This window comes from Dyella humicola, from assembly GCF_026283945.1.
Taxonomy (GTDB): Bacteria; Pseudomonadota; Gammaproteobacteria; order Xanthomonadales; family Rhodanobacteraceae; genus Dyella; species Dyella humicola.
In genome coordinates this window covers 2,835,303-2,854,718 of sequence record NZ_JAPDPC010000001.1, presented here as the reverse complement: position 1 = coordinate 2,854,718, position 19,416 = coordinate 2,835,303, and the positions used below count along the sequence as shown (strand labels likewise).

At 62.7% G+C, this 19,416-nt stretch carries 11 protein-coding genes and 1 tRNA gene; 4 read left to right on the top strand and 8 right to left on the bottom strand.

Features of this window, described 5'->3' with window-relative positions; all coding sequences use genetic code 11:
* Positions 1 to 54: 54 nt before the first annotated feature.
* Together OUZ30_RS12640 and OUZ30_RS12635 are read right to left on the bottom strand one after the other, a co-directional pair.
* On the bottom strand, positions 55 to 468 hold the full coding sequence (locus OUZ30_RS12640; RefSeq protein WP_266182664.1) for a hypothetical protein: 414 nt from the start codon (positions 466 to 468) through the stop codon (positions 55 to 57).
* Between the two features lie 428 nt (positions 469 to 896).
* Positions 897 to 971, bottom strand: a tRNA-Val gene (locus OUZ30_RS12635).
* Positions 972 to 1,101: 130 nt separating this feature from the next.
* On the opposite strand from OUZ30_RS12635, the gene OUZ30_RS12630 reads away from it, so the two are divergent.
* Positions 1,102 to 1,443: a lipid-A-disaccharide synthase N-terminal domain-containing protein gene (locus OUZ30_RS12630; RefSeq protein ID WP_266150430.1), complete on the top strand. Its 342-nt coding sequence runs from the start codon at positions 1,102 to 1,104 to the stop codon at positions 1,441 to 1,443.
* Between the two features lie 25 nt (positions 1,444 to 1,468).
* On the opposite strand, the gene metH is transcribed toward OUZ30_RS12630, so the two are convergent.
* From metH to OUZ30_RS12615, 3 genes are read right to left on the bottom strand one after another with little or no spacing between them, the layout of a single operon-like run.
* The gene (metH, locus tag OUZ30_RS12625) at positions 1,469 to 4,156 is read right to left on the bottom strand and encodes a methionine synthase (protein ID WP_266182663.1); all 2,688 of its coding nucleotides are present in this window, start codon (positions 4,154 to 4,156) and stop codon (positions 1,469 to 1,471) included.
* Between the two features lie 6 nt (positions 4,157 to 4,162).
* Positions 4,163 to 5,242 carry a homocysteine S-methyltransferase family protein gene (locus OUZ30_RS12620; RefSeq protein ID WP_266182662.1) on the bottom strand — a complete coding sequence of 360 codons (1,080 nt, stop codon included), beginning with the start codon at positions 5,240 to 5,242 and terminating at the stop codon, positions 4,163 to 4,165.
* Between the two features lie 13 nt (positions 5,243 to 5,255).
* Entirely contained in the window at positions 5,256 to 6,182 is a 927-nt protein-coding gene (locus tag OUZ30_RS12615) for an ArsR/SmtB family transcription factor (protein WP_266182661.1), read from the bottom strand.
* Positions 6,183 to 6,428: 246 nt separating this feature from the next.
* On the opposite strand from OUZ30_RS12615, the gene OUZ30_RS12610 reads away from it, so the two are divergent.
* On the top strand, positions 6,429 to 7,589 hold the full coding sequence (locus OUZ30_RS12610) for an acyl-CoA dehydrogenase family protein (protein ID WP_266182660.1): 1,161 nt from the start codon (positions 6,429 to 6,431) through the stop codon (positions 7,587 to 7,589).
* Between the two features lie 466 nt (positions 7,590 to 8,055).
* A complete protein-coding gene (locus tag OUZ30_RS12605; protein WP_266182659.1) occupies positions 8,056 to 9,024 on the top strand; it encodes a GGDEF domain-containing protein in 969 nt (322 codons plus the stop codon).
* Between the two features lie 86 nt (positions 9,025 to 9,110).
* On the opposite strand, the gene OUZ30_RS12600 is transcribed toward OUZ30_RS12605, so the two are convergent.
* The 3 genes from OUZ30_RS12600 to OUZ30_RS12590 form a co-directional block, all read right to left on the bottom strand.
* Positions 9,111 to 12,350, bottom strand: coding sequence for a multidrug efflux RND transporter permease subunit (locus tag OUZ30_RS12600; protein ID WP_266182658.1), 3,240 nt, complete (start codon positions 12,348 to 12,350; stop codon positions 9,111 to 9,113).
* A gap of 11 nt (positions 12,351 to 12,361) precedes the next feature.
* Positions 12,362 to 13,579 carry an efflux RND transporter periplasmic adaptor subunit gene (locus OUZ30_RS12595; RefSeq protein WP_266182657.1) on the bottom strand — a complete coding sequence of 406 codons (1,218 nt, stop codon included), beginning with the start codon at positions 13,577 to 13,579 and terminating at the stop codon, positions 12,362 to 12,364.
* A gap of 529 nt (positions 13,580 to 14,108) precedes the next feature.
* Positions 14,109 to 14,405 carry a hypothetical protein gene (locus OUZ30_RS12590; protein ID WP_266182656.1) on the bottom strand — a complete coding sequence of 99 codons (297 nt, stop codon included), beginning with the start codon at positions 14,403 to 14,405 and terminating at the stop codon, positions 14,109 to 14,111.
* Between OUZ30_RS12590 and OUZ30_RS12585 the strand changes: the two genes are divergently transcribed.
* Entirely contained in the window at positions 14,404 to 19,338 is a 4,935-nt protein-coding gene (locus OUZ30_RS12585; protein WP_266182655.1) for an NAD-glutamate dehydrogenase, read from the top strand. The genes OUZ30_RS12590 and OUZ30_RS12585 overlap by 2 nt on opposite strands.
* Positions 19,339 to 19,416: the final 78 nt, after the last annotated feature.

Here is a 19,416-nt window from a genome sequence, read left to right as displayed (position 1 = left end):
CCAGATAGGCATTCTGTGGCTATCAGTTCTTGCACTGCTGCCTTGCCACGAAGCTCATTGCTTTCGCACTCTCATTGCTGATAGATGCGTCAACACTTCGGACAGAAGCTCGGAAAGGCTACCCCTGTAAAGCCAACCAATGCCGCACGTGCCATAGAGAGCAACGGAGGCTGGGAAGTTTGCAGCTCGCATTTGTTCGAGAGCTATAGGGTTCTTGAAGTGCCAGTAGATGGCATAGCACCCATCGACCGTAAACCAAGTGGCAAAGAGCATCGCTGGCCAGAGTTTCCACTTACGCTCAAGGATGACTCGTAAGCTCCAGGGAGCAGTGAGGTAAGCAAGAAACGCCATGATGAAGCTGATGGGAATGTCCCAGTCTGGTGCTTGATAGAAGTACGAGCCAGCGACGAGTAGAGCAATGCCGATCAGCAGCGTGCTGATCTTCCATGGTCGGACGTACTCGACCATAAGGGCACGGCTCTCCCTCTGCACGTCATCGTGGAAGCGAAGCGATCCCATCCCTTGTCCCCCAGATTTCCCCTAGAAAAATCTTAGCCCTAATGCATCTATAGCAGGCACCCCCTATCCCCCGGGGGCTACCCCTAAGCAAACCTGGGCGTGTTTCCTCAATTATGGCGATTAGCTCAGCGGTAGAGCTGAGGCGCAGCCGAAGGGCACATGGGATTGTGCCCCTGCCTCAACTAGGCAGGCATCAGGCAAGAGGAAACAAAGGGTTAGGGTAGGGCGTGCACATATCATCAGTGTGCATTGCATTTCCGTGCACATTGCCCGTTGTGAATGGGCCATGTAATTTGTGCACGTTCCTCAGACGGGACAAACGAAAAAGGACCCATCTCTGGGTCCCTTTCTTGTCCCTTTATCAAGGACTTATTCGGTGGTGGGCGATGCAAGGATCGAACTTGCGACACCTGCCGTGTGAAGGCAGTGCTCTACCGCTGAGCTAATCGCCCGCCGAGAGCGCGCTAATATACGGGGGACGGGGCTTGGGGTCAAGGCCAGGGCCGGAAAAATCGTCGCGCAGGGCAGTTCACTGAAAGGTGAATGGGTACAATGCTCCGTTTTCCTCGGCGGCCCTGGCTCATGGACTTCCTACAGCACGAATTCACCCACATCCTCGAGTCCCTGCAACGATTCGAGTTCACCCCCTGGAAGATCGTCGGCTTCCTCGGCTCGGTCATGTTTACCAGCCGTTGGTTTGTGCAGCTCTACTACACGCGCAAGCTGAAACGGGTGGTGATGCCACTGTCATTCTGGTGGTTGTCGGTGATCGGCAGTGCCTTGCTGCTGTCCTACTTCATTTTTGGCAAGAACGACTCGGTCGGCATTCTTTCCAACTTTTTCCCGTCGTTTGTTTCGGTCTACAACCTTGTCGTGCATATGCGCGAGGTGAAGCGCCGTTCGCTGGTCGAGAGCGAGGTGTGACTGCTGAGGCACCTGTGAGGGGGCCTCACTCCGGGTCGTAGTCGAGGTTGGGAGCCAGCCAGCGTTCGGCTTCCTCGCGCGTCCAGCCCTTGCGCTTGGCATAGTCGTCGACCTGTTCGCGGGTGAGGCGTCCGACCACGAAATACTGGCTGTCCGGGTGTGAGAAGTACCAGCCGGAAACCGCCGCGGTCGGGTACATGGCGAAGCCTTCCGTGAGTTCGATGCCCGTGTTGCGGGTGGCATCGAGCATCTGGAACAGTGTGCGCTTCTCGGTGTGGTCGGGGCAGGCCGGATAGCCGGGGGCCGGGCGGATGCCGCGATACTTTTCGTTGACCAGTGCTTCGCTATCGAGGGTTTCATCGGGCACATAGCCCCAGAATTCGCGCCGCACGCGTTCATGCATGCGCTCGGCGAAGGCTTCGGCCAGGCGGTCGGCCAGCGCCTTGAGCAGGATCGACGAATAGTCGTCATGCGCGGCTTCAAAACGCTTCACGTGCTGCTCGATACCGATGCCGGCGGTGACGGCGAAGCCGCCGATCCAGTCCTGCTGGCCGTTGCCCTTGGGGGCGATGAAGTCGCCCAGCGAGAAATCCGGTCGCTCGACCGGCTTGTCCACCTGCTGGCGCAGATGATGCAGCGTCGCGAGCTTCTCGCCGTCGGCGGTATATACCTCGGTGTCATCGCCCGCCTGCGCGGCGGGCCAGAGACCGATCACGCCACGCGCGGTCAACCAGCGCTCGGCGATGATCTGGTCCAGCATGGTCTGTGCATCGTGGAAGAGTTCACTGGCCTGGGCGCCAACGATCTCGTCGGTGAGAATCGCGGGATAGCGTCCGGCCAGTTCCCAGGCGTTGAAGAACGGCGACCAGTCGATATACGGCCGCAACTCGGCGAGATCGTAATCGTCGAATACGGTGATGCCGGGCTGGCGCGGTTGCGGCGGCTGGTAGTTCGCCCAGTCGCCAGTGAACCGCTGGGAGCGTGCCTTTTCCAGAGATACCAAATGCTTGCCGGGGCCGCGATTGCGATGACGTTCTCGTACTTCAGCGTACTCGGCGCGGATCTTGGTCATGAACGCGTCGACCAGGTCCTTGCTGACCAGCGACTGCGCCACGCCGACGGCGCGGGAGGCGTCCTTGACCCAGACGGTGGGCGATTTGTAATGCGGTTCGATCTTCAGCGCGGTATGGGCGCGTGATGTCGTCGCGCCGCCGATGAGCAAGGGGACGTGGAAATCCTGCCGCTGCATTTCGCGTGCGACCTGGCTCATCTCTTCCAATGATGGGGTGATGAGCCCGGAGAGACCGATGATGTCGGCGTTATGCTCGCGCGCGGCGTCGAGGATCTTCTGCGCCGGCACCATCACACCGAGGTCGATCACCTCGAAGTTGTTGCAGCGGAGCACCACGCCGACGATGTTCTTGCCGATGTCGTGCACGTCGCCCTTGACCGTGGCCATGACGATGGTGCCGTTGTTCTTGCCCATGTCGCCGGTGCGAAGCTTTTCTTCTTCGATATACGGCAGCAGGTACGCCACGGCCTTCTTCATCACGCGGGCGGACTTGACCACCTGCGGCAGGAACATCTTGCCGGCGCCGAACAGGTCGCCGACCACGTTCATGCCGTCCATCAACGGTCCTTCGATCACGTCCAGCGGGCGCGTGGAAAGCTGGCGTGCCTCTTCGGTGTCCTCGGTGACGAACTGGTCGATGCCATGCACCAGCGCGTGACTAAGCCGGTCGCGCACGGACTTCTCGCGCCATGCAAGGTTCTCGACGACGACTTCGCCCTTCTTCGCCTTGAACTTCTCGGCGATCTCCAGCAGGCGTTCGGTGGCGTCGGGTCGGCGGTTGAGCACCACGTCCTCGACGCGGTCGCGCAACTCTTCGGGTACGTCGTCGTAGATCATCAGCGCGCCGGCGTTGACGATGCCCATGTCCATGCCGGCCTGGATCGCGTGATACAGGAAGACCGAGTGGATCGCCTCGCGCACCGTGTTGTTGCCGCGGAACGAGAACGACACGTTGGACACGCCGCCGGAGACATGCGTGTCAGGGTAGCGGCGCTTGATCTCGCGCGTGGCTTCGATGAAGTCCACAGCGTAGTTGTTGTGCTCCTCGATGCCGGTGGCGATGGCAAAGATGTTCGGGTCGAAGATGATGTCTTCGGGGGCGAAATCGAGACGCGAGGTGAGCAGCTCGTAGGCACGCGAACAGATCTCCACCTTGCGCTCACAGGTGTCGGCCTGACCCTGCTCGTCGAAGGCCATGACGACCACGGCGGCGCCGTATTGCTGCACCTTGCGCGCGTGTTCGAGGAAGACTTCTTCGCCTTCCTTCATCGAGATGGAGTTCACAATGCCTTTGCCTTGCAGACAGCGCAGGCCGGCCTCGATCACCGTCCACTTGGAGGAGTCGACCATCACCGGTACGCGGGCAATGTCGGGCTCGGCGGCGATCAGATTGAGGTAGCGCGTCATCGCCGCCTCCGAATCGATCAAACCTTCGTCCATGTTGACGTCGATGATCTGCGCGCCGTTGGCGACCTGCTGGCGCGCGACGTCCACAGCTTCTTCGTAGCGATCTTCCTTGATCAGCTTCTTGAATTGCGCCGAGCCGGTGACATTGGTGCGCTCGCCGACGTTGACGAACAGCAGGTCAGGCGTGATGACCAGCGGTTCAAGGCCGGAGAGACGGGTGTGACGGGGCATCATCGGAGCTCAGGCAGCCTTGGAATGGTCAGAAGAGAGTGCGCGCGGCGCGCAATTGCGCACCGCATCGGCGATGGCCTTGATATGGGCGGGCGTGGTGCCGCAGCAGCCACCGACCAGATTCAGCAGGCCATCGCGGGCGAAGCCGCCAATCACGGAGGCCATCTGCTCGGGCGTTTCGTCGTATTCGCCGAACGCGTTGGGCAGGCCGGCATTCGGATGCGTGCTGACAAAACAACTGGCGGCGTTGGCCAGTACCTGCACGTGCGGACGCAGGTCGGCAGCGCCCAGCGCGCAGTTGAGGCCCACGGAAAGCGGGCGCGCGTGCTGCACGGAGTAGTAGAACGCTTCGGCGGTCTGGCCCGACAAAGTGCGACCGGAACGATCGGTGATGGTGCCGGAGATCATCACCGGGACGCGGGTGCCGCGCTGATGAAACAGCTCGCTGACGGCGAACAGCGCCGCCTTGGCGTTGAGTGTGTCGAAGATCGTCTCGACCATGACGATATCGGCGCCACCCTCGATAAGGCCGCTTGCCGCTTCGGTGTAATTGAGGGCCAGCTCCTCGAACGTGACGTTGCGGAAGCCCGGGTCATTCACGTCCGGCGACAGCGATGCCGTGCGGCTGGTGGGGCCGAGTACGCCAATGACGAAACGGGGCTTGTCGGGCGTCTTCGCTTCAATCGCGTCGCAGGCGGCGCGCGCCAGGCGTGCACCCTCCAGGTTCAGCTCATAGGCGAGATGTTCGAGATGGTAATCGGCCTGGCTGATGCGCGTGGAATTGAAGGTATTGGTTTCGACCAGGTCCGCGCCGGCTTCGAGGTAGGCCTCATGCACACCGCGGATGATGTCCGGGTTGGTCAGCGTCAGCAGGTCGTTGTTGCCCTTGAGGTCGCAACTGCCCGGATGATCGTGCGCATGCGCGCTGTCGTGACCCGCCTCGAAGCGCTCGCCGCGGAACGCGGTTTCGTCGAGCTCATGACGTTGCAACATGGTGCCCATGCCGCCATCGATGATGAGGATGCGTTCGCGCAGCAGGCGCTCCAGCAGGGCGACGCGTTCGGGGTGTAGCCAGGGCAGCATACTCATGGGGATTCTCGATTTATGGCTTGCGCGCGAGCAGGCTGGTCACTTCGAAGTGAGGTGCCTTGCGTTCGCGGCTAAGCCGGGTACAGCTCAGTACATCCAGTCCGGCCGAACGGGCGAAGCCGCCCAGTTCGTCGGCAGAAAAACCAAGGTTGAGGTGATCGAAGGGCTCGACCACGGCGCGGTGGTCATGCGTGCCTAGCGTGACGGCGAGCAGTCGACCACCGGAACGCAGGAGGCGTGCGGCCTCAGCCACGGCTTTGGCGGGCTGTTCTGCATAGGTGAGGGCGTGCAGCATCAGGACAAGGTCGAAGCGTCGGTCGCCCAGGTCCAAGGCATGCATGTCGCCGTGGCGAACTTCGACATTGGCGAAGGGTTTCAGGCGTTGTGCCGCCGCTTCCGCCACGCGTTCGCTGCTGTCCACGCACACGATGGAGCGTGCATGGGGGGCGAGCAGCTCGGCGGTGATGCCGTCGCCGGAGGCGATATCCAGTACATCGCCGGTTTCCAGCAGCTGCAGCAGCGAGCGCGCCAGCGTCTCCCAGGTGCGACCGGGTGAGTAGTGGCGTTCCATATCGCCCGCCACGGTATCGGCCCAGCCTTCCGAGCGTGCGCGCTGGGCCAGCACGCTGGGCAAACGCGCGGCGTCTTCGCGCAGCAGGGCGTCATTGATGCTGTCGCGCAGAGACTTCAGCAGCGCCTGCTGCTGTTCCTCGCTTTCGTTGTTGGCGCGATAATAAGCCGATACGCCAGCGCGGCGATCGCGAACCAGGTCGGCTTCCTTGAGCTTGGCCAGATGGGTCGACACGCGTGGTTGCGCCAGATGCAACACGGCAGCCAGCTCGGCCACGGTGAGTTCCTCGCGTTCGAGCAGGGCGAGCAAGCGCACACGGGTCGGGTCCGCCAGCAGGCGCAGCACGCTGGAGGCGGTGGCCAAGTCCATCTAGCATCCTTATATCGCGATAAAGAGATGCGTAAGGCTAGGCTCCTGCGTGCCATGCGTCAAGAAGAACCCTTGCCTAACTATGCAGGAGCGCACCCAGCGCGCGACCGCGGCGCCACCGCTGCGCAGGCTCATCGCGCACAGGGTGCGCTCCTGCATTTAGTAAAGGTTCTTGCTGCACCCGCACAAAGCTCGTCACGCTCGCCGGGCTAAAATAGCCGGCTTGCTCAAGTTCCGGAGTAGTCCATGGATTTCCGATTTACCGAAGACCAACTGTCCATTCAGTCCATTGCCCGCGATTTTGCCCACAAGCGCATCATGCCGGTCGCTGCCGAACTGGATGCCAAGGGCGAGTTTCCCCTGGAGAACATCCGCGAGATGGGGCAGCTGGGCTTGATGGGTATCGAAGTGCCGACTGAGTACGGTGGCGCGGGCATGGACCCGATCGCCTATGTGCTGGCGGTCATCGAGATCGCCGCCGCCGATGCCGCTACCTCGACCATCATGTCGGTCAACAACTCGCTGTTCTGCAACGGCATCCTCAAGCACGGCACGGAAGCGCAGAAGCAGAAATATGTGCGCGCGATCGCGCAGGGCGATGCCATTGGCGCCTACGCACTGACCGAGCCGCAGTCGGGTTCGGATGCGTCGGCCATGCATACCCGTGCCATCAAGAATGCCGATGGCGACTGGGTCATCAACGGCAAGAAGAGCTGGATCACTTCCGGCCCTGTGGCGCGCTACATCATCCTGTTCGCCATCACCACGCCGGGCATCGGCGCCAAGGGTGTGTCGGCCTTCATCGTCGATACCCAGCTGCCGGGCTTCCACGCCGGCAAGACCGAGCCCAAGCTCGGCATTCGCGCCTCGGCCACCTGCGAAATCGAATTCACCGACTACGTGCTGCCGAAGGACCACCTGCTCGGCGACGAGGGCAAGGGCTTCTCCATCGCGATGGGTGTACTCGATGCGGGCCGTATCGGTATCGCTTCGCAGTCGGTGGGCATTGCCCGCGCCGCGTACGAGGCGACCCTGCAGTGGTCGCGCGACCGCAAGGCGTTTGGCCATCCGATCGGTACGTTCCAAATGACGCAATCCAAGATTGCCGATATGAAGTGCAAGCTGGACGCAGCGACCCTGCTTACGCTGCGCGCGGCCTGGGCCAAGGGCGAGGCGGAGAAGAATGGTGGACGCTTCGGTACCGAGGCTTCGGTGGCCAAGCTCACCGCCTCCGAAGCCGCGATGTGGATTGCCCATCAGGCCGTGCAGATCCACGGCGGCATGGGCTACTCCAAGGAGATGCCGCTGGAGCGCTACTTCCGCGACGCCAAGATCACCGAGATCTACGAGGGCACCAGCGAGATCCAGCGCCTGGTGATCGCACGCGCGGAAACCGGTTTGCGCTGATCGGGCTGTTGCCTGTGTTGAAACGCCCGGCCGGGATGACCTGCCGGGCGTTTTCGTTTCCAAGGGCTCGATGGGGAGCGTGTTGACGCCGGGCGTGCAATCGCAAATACTTGCGACTCGCCAAGGAGTCAGGCCCCTCCCGCCAAGGACGGCGACTTGCGCATGGCCGGGCAGATGATTTTCGCGACGGCGAATCATGGGCCGATAGAGCCCGCATCGAGGCATCAAGCTATGCCACGGCCAGCCAGTGCCTCCATCAGCCAGCAATGGCCGGACTCGCCGGCAGGTTATCAAGGCGAATCAAGTGCTGTCCGACCAGGAAGACGTCGACGTTATGCGCACCCACTGCGCGCCTGGCGACTGATCTCGGCAAACCGAGTGCAATGACAGTTGACGGTTCCCCCGGCTGTCGTGCCTGATCGGTTACGGCTAGCCATCAGGCGGCATCAGGCCCAGGGGGGAAACCATGTCATCACAAGTGCTGGATAGCGCCCGGAATAGCGCGGCGGGGATCGAGGATACCGAGGGCACGGTCTACAAGGCCTTGCTGGAGTCGACCAAGGCCATTCCATGGAAGATCGATTGGAACACCATGGCCTTTGCCTATGTTGGTCCACAGATCGAGGAACTGTTGGGCTGGGAGCCGTCGAGCTGGGTGAGCGTGCAGGACTGGGCCGATCGCATGCATCCAGAGGATCGGGACTGGGCCGTGGCATTTTGCGTGGCGCAGTCCAAAGCCGGCGTGAATCACGAGGCCGATTACCGCGCGTTGTGCAAGAACGGCGAGTACGTGTGGATTCGCGACGTGGTGCACGTCGTTCGCAATGACGATGGCTCGGTGGATTCGCTGGTCGGTTTCATGTTCGACATCAGCGAGCGCAAGCGTACCGAACAGAGATTACTTGACCTGCAACGCGAGCTGGAGGCGTTGTCGTTCAAGGACGGGCTGACCGGGATCGCCAACCGGCGCCGCTTCGACGCCGTCTTTGAAGAAGAGTGGGCCAATGCACGACGCAGCGGCAAGCCCTTGTCGCTGGTCATGCTCGATATCGACTACTTCAAGCAATACAACGACCACTACGGGCATCTGCAGGGCGATTACTGCCTCAAGCTGGTGGCCAACGTGTTGAGTACGGCGGTGAATCGCACGCACGATTTTCTGGCCCGGTTCGGCGGCGAGGAGTTTGTGCTGGTGCTGCCGGAAACAGATGCAGATTCCGCCATGCGCGTAGTCGAACGATGCCAGCAACTACTCGTGCAAGAGTGGATACCGCACGAACGCTCCATGGCCAGCAAGGCGGTGACCGTCAGTATTGGCGTCGGGACGGTGCTGCCGATGCACGGCGACGAGCGACTGTCCTTCGTTGATCTCGTGGATCGACGTCTTTACCAGGCCAAGCAACGCGGAAGAAACACCGTCGTCGCCAGAGACTGATTCACGCCACCGTTCTGAACGAAAAAAGCCCCGGTCTCGCGACCGGGGCTTTCGTTTTACTCGAGGCAGATATCGCCGCGTTCGGATCAGGCGCCGCGACGCGGGTCCGAGTCGAACGGTTGCATGCCGCCTGGGCCCTGCGGCGGCGGGGTGCCGCCGGTACCTCCTTCGGCTGCCGGGCCGCCATGGCTGCCGCGGATCGAGTGCGATGCCTCGTCCATCTTGTCGCCGAGCAGGCGACGCACCACCACGTAGAACACCGGGATCAACAGCAGGCCGAGGATGGTGGCGAACAGCATGCCGCCGATCACGCCGGTGCCGATGGCGTGGCGGGCGTTGGCGCCGGCACCCGTGGAGATGAACAGCGGGAACACACCCAGGATGAACGCCATCGACGTCATCAGGATCGGACGCAGTCGCAGGCGCGCCGCTTCGACCACACCTTGGCGCAAGGTCCTGCCTTCCTGTTGCTGCTCCACCGCGAATTCCACGATCAGGATCGCGTTCTTCGCGGCCAGGCCGATCACCGTAATCATGCCGATCTTGAAGTAGATGTCGTTGGACAGTCCGCGCAGCATGGTAAACACCACCACGCCGAGCACGCCGAGGGGCACCACCAGCAGCACCGACACCGGAATCGACCAGCTCTCGTACAACGCTGCGAGGCACAGGAACACGATGAAGATGGAAAGCACTAACAGCAGCGCGGCCGAGTTGCCCGCCAGGATTTCCTGGTACGACTGGCCCGTCCAGTCATAGCCGAATCCCTTCGGCAGGCTATCGTTGATGATGCCCTCGATCACGCCCATGGCCTGGCCGGTGGAATAGCCCGGGCCTTCGTTGCCCACGATTTCCACTGCGGAATAGCCGTTGTAACGGGTCAGTGCCGGTGCAGCCAGTGCCCACTTTGTTTGCACGACGCTAGCCAACGGAATCATGTTGTTGACGGTCGACGAGCTGCTGGCCGTGGCCAGCGTGCTGGGCGTGTAGATGTGCTGCAGCGCTTCGGGTCCCATGCGGAAGGGCGCGTCGGCTTGCACCATCACGCGCTTCACGCGCCCGCCGTAGGAGAAGTCGTTGACGTACACCGGAGCCAGCGTCAGCTGAATCGCGCTGTAGATGTCGCTGACCGACAGTCCCATCGACTGCGCCTGCTGGCGATCGACACTCAGGTTGAGCTGCGGGGCGCTTTCCAGCGTGTTCGGACGCACGCCGACCAGGGCAGGACTCTGCGCGGCCTTACCGAGCAGGATGTTGCGCGCCTGGGTGAGTTCATCGCGCGACTGGCCCGCACGCGCCTGCAGGTACATGTCGATGCCGCCGAACTGGCTGAGGCCGCGGATGGTGGGCAGGTTGACCACGAAGATCTGTGCATCGCGAATCCCGTGCAGCTTCTTGTTGGCCTGCTGGATGAACTCCGTTGCGGTGATGTCGCGCGCATCCCAGTCTTTGAGCCGGATGAAGTCCATGCCGGTGTTTTCACCGGTGCCCACGAAGCTGAAGCCCGAGATCTGGAACACACCTTCGATGGCCGGGTCCTTCAACAGCACCTCGCGGATCTGCCGGTTCACGTCCTTGGTGCGTTGCAGGCTCGCGCCAGGCGGCAAGGTCACGATGGCCAGCGCATAGCCCTGGTCTTCGTCAGGCACGAAACTGGTCGGCACGCGGGTAAACAGCACGCCGCACAACACCACGATCAGAACGAACACGATCATCCAGCGTGGCGCATGCTTGATGGCGCTGCCGATATGCCCCGTGTAGGTACGCGTTACCCACTCGAACACGTCGTTGAACTTGCGATAGACGATGTTCTTCTTGTGGGTATGGGTCGGCTGCAGGATCGTGGCGCACAGTGCCGGCGTGAAGGACAGCGCGAGGAACGCGGAGAAGCCCATCGACACCGCGATGGTCAGCGCGAACTGCTTGTAGATCACGCCTGAAGCGCCCGGTTGCAACGCCGACGGCACGAACACCGCCGCGAGCACGACCGTAATCGCCACTACCGCGCCGGTGATCTGGCCCATCGCCTTGCGCGTGGCCTCCTTCGGCGAAAGCTGCTCCTCGGTCATGATGCGTTCGACGTTCTCGATCACGACGATCGCGTCGTCCACCACGATACCGATGGCCAGCACCATGCCGAACAAGGTCAGCTGGTTGATGGTGAAGCCCAGCGGCAACAGGCCCAGGAAAGTGCCCAGCAGCGCGACCGGAATCACCAGCGTCGGGATGATGGTGGCCCGGAAGTTCTGCAGGAACAACAGCATCACCAGGAACACCAGGATGATCGCCTCGATCAGGGTGTGGACCACTTCCTTGATCGAGATCTTCACGAAGGTGGTGGTGTCGTACGGAGCGAACCAGGTCACGCCTTCGGGGAAGCTCTTCGCCAGGTCCGCCATCCTGGAGCGTACGGCCGTTGCCACGTCCAGCGCGTTGGCGCCGGGCAGCAGCTGCACGCCGAACGATCCCGTGGCGGTGCCGTTATAGGTGGCGGCGAAGCCGTAGCTCTGGGGGCCGAAATCGATACGGGCCACGTCGCCGAGCTTGACCACGGTGCCGTCGGTGTCGGCGCGCAGGATGATGTTCTTGAACTCGTCGGGCGTGACGAAGCGACCTTCCGCGGACACGGTCACGCTGAAGCCCTGACCGTTCGTGGCCGGGTCGGAACCAAGCGAGCCGGCGGCGAACTGGACGTTCTGCGTTTGCAGAGCAGTGAGAACCTGCGTTGCCGATAGCTTATAGCCCTGCAACTTGTCTGGATTGAGCCATACGCGCATGGCGTATTCCGCACCGAGCTGGCGGGTACTGCCTACGCCGGGAATACGGCCGATCTGGTCCAGCACCTGCGAGGACACGATGTCGGTGAGCTTGTCGCCGTCGATACTCGGGTTGTCCGAGGTCAGCGCGATAAACATCAGGAAGTCGGGGTTGCTCTTGGCCACCACGACGCCCTGCAGGTTCACTTCGGCGGGCAAGCGCGGGGTGGCCAGGGCCACCTTGTTCTGCACCTGCACCTGGGCGATGTCCGGATCGGTGCCGGTTTCGAAGGTCAGCGTGATCGTCGCCGAACCACTGGAGCTGGACGACGAACTGAAGTACAGCAGGTGATCGATGCCGGTCAGCTGCTGCTCGATCACCTGGGTGACGGTTTTTTCGGTGGTATCCGCGCTGGCGCCGGGATAGGTCGCATTGACCGTCACCTGGGGCGGGGCGATGTTCGGATACGACTCGATACCCATGTTCAGCACCGCGATGGTGCCGCACAAGGAGATCAGGATCGCCACCACCCACGCGAAAATGGGGCGGTCAATAAAGAAACTCGGCATGGTCGACTCCCTTATTGCCCACCGGCCGGCTTGCCGCTAGCCGGGGCTTGGCCCGGCTTGGCGACACCCGGGGCGCCCTGGTCGGGCTGCCACGGCGCTGCCTTGGCCGGAGCGCCTTCCTTGACCCGCTGCAGGCCCGACACGACCACCTGATCGCCTGCCTGCAGACCATTGGTGACGACCCAGCTGGTGCCGCTGGTGTCGCTGGCGGTCACGTCTTTGCGCACGACCTTGCCGTCGGCACCCACGACCATGGTGTAGGCACCGGCCGTATCGCGCAGCAGGGCCGCCTGCGGCACCAGGAACACGTTGTGCTGCTCGCCCAGGTTGGCGTCGATCGTCACGTACTGGCCAGGGAGCAAGGTGCGGTTGGGGTTCGGCAGCTGGGCGCGCAGGTTCACCGCACCGGTGGACGGGTTGACCGTGGTGTCGGAGAAATCGAGCGTGCCTTGCTGGTCATAGACGCTGCCGTCGGGCAGGGTCACCGCCACGGTGGCCTTGTTCTGTTCCGCCAGCGTGACCTTGCCGGCATTCTGCGCGCGACGCAGTCGATCGAGGTCAGCCACGCTCACGGTGAAGTTCACATAGAGCGGATCGAGCTGGTCGACGGTGGTGAGCAGGGTGGCGTTGGCACCGGTATCGGCCGTGCTGCTGCCGACGATCGCGCCTTCGGTGACCTGCTGCTGGCCGGAGCGGCCGTTGATCGGGGCCGTGATCTTGGTATAGCTGAGGTTGACCCGGGCGGTCTGCACCACGGCTTCGGCCTGCAGCACCGCGGCCGCGGAGCTGCGCTCGGTGGCTTCGTCCGCATCCAGCTGGGCCTTGGAAACGAAGCCCTTTGGCACCAGCGCACGATCACGCTCGGCCTGGACATGAGCATTGGCGTAGGTCGCCTTGGCGGCGGCGAGGTTGGCCAGGTCGGCGTTCAGCGCAGCCTGGTAGGGCGCCGGGTCGATCTCGAACATCAACTGCCCTTGCTTGACGTCGCTGCCCTCGACATAGACGCGCTTGAGCAGCAGGCCGGACACACGAGCGCGAACGTCGCCGCTGCGATAGGGGGAAAGACGGCCCACGAGGCTCTTGCGCAGCGGTTCTGTCTGCGGCTGCACCTTGACCACGCCAACCTCCGGCGGCGGCATCTGCGGGGCTTGCTCCTTGCCTTTGCCACAGGCGGCCAGTGAGAGCAGGCCAAGGCACAGTAGGGGTGTGCGCAATGACGAGGACTTCATGTGGGCTCCATTCTTCTTAATGTGGTCGGTATGCAGCACATCGACGCCATTCCGGGCGACGACAAAAAGGGCTGGGCTTACGTTGAGCGCACGACCGCCCCGAGTGCCTTGGGTCCTGGGGAGAGGCCATGGGCGTGATCGGGGCGCAAGCAGCGGCTCACGGTTAGTGAGCGGGCGTGGACTATACCGTACAGTTTAAAATTTGTAGAGCCGTTGACTTTGCCTCTCGATTGACGCCCAGAGCCCGCTGCGTGGGGAGAAAAGGGACCGGCCACGCCTGCTGTGAGGGTCGTTCTCGCCGCGCCGGATCCCGGCAGCCAATTTTGACCTACATCCGTGAAGGAACAGTGTCGGCGCAGGCCCTGTGCCCACGGCGCGGCTGCCATGCTCCCTCGCCCTGTCGACCGTGCGGGCTGTAGGGATGTCTGGCCGATCCATTCGTCAGCCTGACAATGAGCATCGCGGTATCCGTTTTGTCTGTTGCGTTGCAGCGCCCTGGGTAGGCCTGAGGTGCACTCGATGCGATCGATCAATGCGACATACGCGCAGGTATTGCTGTTGCGGCGGCTCGGCGCATAGGTGCCGGCAGTGTCGGCAACACGCGGTTGTCACGGGATTTTTTGCAGCAAGCGCTGATGAGGTGGAAGCTGTCATAAGCGTTTTCGCGCACGCGCTTCGTGCGCATCATGGGTGTTGCTGCAAGGGCGTCATGACCTGCCACAAGCTGAAGTCGTGTTACTGCAAAGGTAGCTAAGGTCTGACGCGAGGCGTATTCTTCTAGAGCTTTTTTTGCCTCATTCCGTCTCCACTGAACAGTAGATGCCATGAACGCGATTCGTGCGGCTAGCAGCAGCTCCTTCCCCACTGTTGTTTTCGAAGAACTGAAGAAAAGCGGACTAACGACCCAGCGCCTTGATGAGGCGCAATTTTTTATCAACGCTTTCTTTGCGCGTATTGCAGATAGTGACCTGCAAACCCATACGACGACCGAATGGGCCGCGTTGATCGCGGACCTGCTCGACTTCATGCAGCAGCGTCAGCCAAGTCGCGCCGCAGTACGTGTGATCAATCCTGGCGCTGGCCATGAAGGCCGCAGCTATATCCAGGTGGTGACGGATGACATGCCGTTCCTGGTCGACACGGTCAGCATGATCGCGGCTGAGCATCTGCAGATTCACGCGGTGATCCATCCGGTCGTCGAGGTGATGCGCGATGGCGCGGGCAAGCTGCTCAAGCTGGTTGCCGATAACGGTCAGTCCGAATCGGTGATGCATTTCGAAGTGGATCGCGTTGCCGGCGAGGCCGAGCAGGCCCAGCTCAAGGCGCAGATCGAAACGTCACTGGAAGACGTGCGCACGGCCGTCAGCGACTGGGGCAAGATGCGTGACCAGGCGCTGTCCATCGCCGCCGAGTTGCCGCAGCGCCAGTTGCCGCTCGATGCCGCTTCGGTGCAGGAGGCGTCGGAATTCCTGCGTTGGCTGGCCGACGACAACTTCACCTTCCTCGGTTATCGCGAATACGAAGTGACCGAAGCCGATGGCGAGGAAGTGCTGCGCGCCGTCGAGCCGTCCGGCATGGGCATCCTGCACAAGAGCGAGCGCTCGCTGGCGCCGCGCTCGCTGCGCACGCTGGTGGCGCATGAGCTGCCGCAGTCTGGCTCCACCGACGCCATCATCCTGACCAAGACCAATGCGCGCTCGCATGCGCATCGCCCGGGCTACATGGATTACGTCGGCGTGCTCAAGTTCGATGCCGACGGCAAGCCGGTGGCCGAGCAGCGCTTCCTGGGCCTGTTTTCCTCCAACGCCTATATGGCACGCCCGCAGGACGTCCCGCTGGTGCGCCAGAAGTTCGAGTTCGCCATGGAGCACTCCGGGCTCAAGCGCGATTCGCATTCGGGCAAGGCCTTGCGCCATATCCTGGAGACGCTGCCGCGCGATGAGTTGTTCCAGAGCAGTGAAGACGAGCTCTACAACACCGCGATGGGGACCCTCGAGCTGCGCCAGCGTGCACGCACGCGCCTGTTCGTGCGTCGCGACCGCTATGGCCGTTTCATCACCTGCCTGGTCTATGTGCCGCGCGATCGTTTCAATACGACGGTGCGCGAGCGCATCGAGGCGCTGCTGAGCGACGCCCTGCGTGGCGAACATCTGGACTCGTCCGTATTGATGGGCGAGGCTGCTCTTGTACGCCTGCATGTAGTGGTGCGTCCCAAGATTGGCGACCAGGCGCATTACGACGTTGCCGAGCTCGAAAACGGCGTCACCACGATCGTGCGCAACTGGCACGACGACTTGCGCGACGAATTGGTGCGCACGCTGGGTGAGCACGACGGTGTGGTGTTGGCCAATCGCTACGCCAAGGCATTGCCTGCCGGCTACGTCGAAGACGTCACGCCGACGGCGGCTGCGGAAGACGTACATCAGCTTTCCCTGCTCAAGGGCGACGATGCGGTACGCATGTCGTTCTATCACCCGGCCGAACGTCCGGAAGAGCTTCGCTTCAAGATCTACCGCAGCGGCGGCGACATTGCGCTGTCCGAAGTGCTGCCGCAGCTGGAAAACCTGGGCCTGCGCGTGCTCACCGAGCACTTGTACGACGTGAACGTCGACGGCTCGATGCTGTATATCCAGGATTTCGAGGTGCAGACGGCCGGCAGCCTGGCTTTCAGCGTGGAACAGGTAGGTACGCTGTTCGAGGATGCGTTCGAGCAGATCTGGCGTGGCAATGCGGAGAACGACGGCTTCAACCGACTGGTGCTGGGCGGCAAGCTGAGCTGGCGCCAGGTCGCCATGCTGCGCGGCTACTGCAAGTACCTGTTGCAGACCGGCGTGGCCTTCTCGCAGAGCTACATGGAAGACGCGTTCAATCGCTATCCGGCGATCGCCGGCTTGCTGGTGGAGCTGTTCCTCGCCAAGTTCGATCCACGCCGCGAAACGCTGTCGGCCAATGAACTGACTCAGGCGGGCGCGGCGCTTGCCGGCGAAATGCGCGTGCTGATTCCGGAGTCCGTGCGGACAGCGCATCCTGCGCTCATCGATGGCCTGGTCGGCGCTCTTTCCAAGCCGCGTGCCGAGCAGGTCGCCGTGGTGGAAGAGGCGATCGGCACGTTGCTGGAAACCGTGTCCAGCCTGGACGACGATCGTATCCTGCGCAGCTTCAAGTCGCTGATCCGCTCGACCTTGCGCACCAGCTTCTTCCAGCAGTGGGAGGGCGCGTATCGCAGCTACATCAGCTACAAGTTCGATTCGCACAGCGTGCCGGAACTGCCCAAGCCGGTGCCGTACCGCGAAATCTTTGTCTGCGCGCCGCGCGTGGAAGGCATCCACCTGCGCTTCGGTGCGGTGGCGCGTGGTGGCCTGCGCTGGTCGGACCGCCGCGAGGACTTCCGCACCGAGGTACTTGGCCTGGTGAAGGCGCAGATGGTGAAGAACACCGTCATCGTGCCGGTGGGCTCCAAGGGCGGCTTCTACGTGAAGCGTGCGCCGGTGAACGGCGACCGCGATGCGCAGCTGGCGGAAGGCATTGCCTGCTACCGCATGTTCATCAACGGTCTGCTCGATATCACCGATAACCTGGTCGAGGGCAAGGTCAAGCCGCCGCACGACGTGGTTCGCCACGACGCCGACGACCCGTACCTGGTAGTGGCTGCCGACAAGGGTACGGCTACGTTCTCCGATATCGCCAATGCGATCTCGATCGAGCACGGCTTCTGGCTGGGCGACGCGTTCGCCTCGGGCGGTTCGAACGGCTACGACCACAAGGGCATGGGTATCACGGCCAAGGGTGCCTGGGAGTCGGTGAAGCGCCACTTCCGTGCGCTGGGCCGTAACACCCAGACCCAGGACTTCACCTGCGTCGGTATCGGTGACATGTCGGGCGACGTGTTCGGCAACGGCATGCTGCTGTCGCGCCATATCCGCCTGCTGGTGGCGTTCGACCATCGCCATATCTTCTTTGACCCGAATCCGGATACGGAACGTTCGTTCGTCGAGCGCGAGCGCATGTTCAAGTTGCCGCGTTCGAGCTGGGAGGATTACGACAAGTCGCTGATCTCGGCCGGTGGCGGCGTCTACGCGCGCAGCCTGAAGTCGGTTCCGGTATCGCCGGAAGTGCGTGCGGTGCTTGGCCTCAAGGCCGAAGTGACGCAGATGGCTCCGAACGAGCTGCTCAGCGCCATTCTCAAGGCACCGGTTGACCTGCTGTGGAACGGCGGCATCGGCACCTATGTGAAGGCCGGCGCCGAGACCCATGCGGACGTGGGCGATCGCGCCAACAACGCCTTGCGCGTCAATGGCGGCGAGCTGCGCTGCAAGGTGGTGGGCGAGGGCGGCAACCTGGGCTTCACCCAGAAGGGCCGCATCGAGGCTGCCCAGCATGGCGTACTGCTCAATACCGACTTCATCGACAACTCCGCCGGTGTAGACACCTCCGATCATGAGGTGAACATCAAGATCCTGCTGAACGATGCCGTGCAGCGTGGCGAGTTGACCGAGGACGCGCGCAACAAGCAGCTGGCCGCGATGACCGACGAAGTCGGCGAGCTGGTGCTGTGGGACAACTATCGCCAGAACCAGGCCATCACGCTGATGGAGCACCAGTCGGTGCAGCGTATCGGCTCGATGGCGCACTTCATCCGCATGCTGGAGAGCGAGGGCCTGCTCGATCGCCAGGTGGAGAATCTGCCCGGCGAAGCGGAACTGGTCGAGCGCAAGACGCGCGGTATCGGCATGACGCGTCCGGAACTGTCGGTGCTGCTGTCGTACGACAAGCTCAAGTTGTTCCAGCAGTTGCTGGACTCGGACGTGCCGGAAGATCCGTACTTGTCCAAGGAGCTCGTGCGCTACTTCCCCGAGCCGTTGCACACCAAGTATGCCGAGCATATGCAGCGCCATCGGCTGAAGCGCGAGATCATCGCCACCGCGGTGACCAACTCGACGATCAACCGCATGGGCGCCACCTTCATGATGCGCATGCAGGAGGACACCGGTCAGGGTCCGGCCGCGATTTCCAAGGCCTACACGGCGGCGCGCGAGATTCTCGGCGCACGCCCGTTGTGGTCGGAGATCGAGGCACTGGACGGCAAGGTGGCCGAGAACACCCAGATCGATGCCATCCTGCAGATCTGGTCGCTGCTGCGCCATATGACGCGTTGGTTGCTGAACCGCCCGGGCGGCACGCTGGACATCAACGCCAACGTCGAGCGCTACCAGAATGGCGTGTCGGCGTTGCACGCCGCGTTGCCGGCGGTGCTCACTGAAACCGGCAAGGCGGACTTCGCCACCAGCCAGGAAAAGTGGGAAGGCCTCGGCCTGCCGGCGGAATTGGCCCTGCGCCTGGCGCGCATCCCCGAGCTGCGCGCGATGCTGGACATCGTGGAAGTCGCGCAGCAGAGCGCTCAGCCGATCGACAAGGTGGCCGGCGTGTTCTACGAACTGGGTGAGTCGCTCGACCTGGAATGGCTGCGCAGCCAGATCGAGGCGCTGCCGGTGGAAGGTCACTGGCATGCCCAGGCACGCGGCTCGCTGCTGGATGAGCTTAACCACCAGCATCGCGCGCTGGTCCTGCAGGTGTTGTCGATGACCGGCGGTGCCAAGGATGTTTCGCCGGTGCAGGCATGGCTGCAGCGTGACGATGCCACGCTGAAGTACACGCGCAACATGCTGGCGGAGATCCTCACCCAGAACGCGGACTACCCGATCGCTTCGGTCGCGGTCCGTCGTCTGGCCCAGCTGGCCCAGGTGCCGGTCAACCAGTAAGTCCCGGATCCCGGCGGCTAGCGGGCGCCGGGGCCTTTGACGTCAGGAAACGAAGGGCGCAGATCGGCAACGGTCTTG

Bases quoted from the DNA above. Each gene is read 5' to 3' on its own strand.
- OUZ30_RS12640 (WP_266182664.1), bottom strand. From the start codon at position 468: ATGGTCGAGTACGTCCGACCATGGAAGATCAGCACGCTGCTGATCGGC.
- OUZ30_RS12630 (WP_266150430.1), top strand. From the start codon at position 1,102: ATGGACTTCCTACAGCACGAATTCACCCACATCCTCGAGTCCCTGCAA.
- metH (WP_266182663.1), bottom strand. From the start codon at position 4,156: ATGATGCCCCGTCACACCCGTCTCTCCGGCCTTGAACCGCTGGTCATC.
- OUZ30_RS12620 (WP_266182662.1), bottom strand. From the start codon at position 5,242: ATGAGTATGCTGCCCTGGCTACACCCCGAACGCGTCGCCCTGCTGGAG.
- OUZ30_RS12615 (WP_266182661.1), bottom strand. From the start codon at position 6,182: ATGGACTTGGCCACCGCCTCCAGCGTGCTGCGCCTGCTGGCGGACCCG.
- OUZ30_RS12610 (WP_266182660.1), top strand. From the start codon at position 6,429: ATGGATTTCCGATTTACCGAAGACCAACTGTCCATTCAGTCCATTGCC.
- OUZ30_RS12605 (WP_266182659.1), top strand. From the start codon at position 8,056: ATGTCATCACAAGTGCTGGATAGCGCCCGGAATAGCGCGGCGGGGATC.
- OUZ30_RS12600 (WP_266182658.1), bottom strand. From the start codon at position 12,350: ATGCCGAGTTTCTTTATTGACCGCCCCATTTTCGCGTGGGTGGTGGCG.
- OUZ30_RS12595 (WP_266182657.1), bottom strand. From the start codon at position 13,579: ATGAAGTCCTCGTCATTGCGCACACCCCTACTGTGCCTTGGCCTGCTC.
- OUZ30_RS12585 (WP_266182655.1), top strand. From the start codon at position 14,404: ATGAACGCGATTCGTGCGGCTAGCAGCAGCTCCTTCCCCACTGTTGTT.
- OUZ30_RS12590 (WP_266182656.1), bottom strand. From the start codon at position 14,405: ATGGCATCTACTGTTCAGTGGAGACGGAATGAGGCAAAAAAAGCTCTA.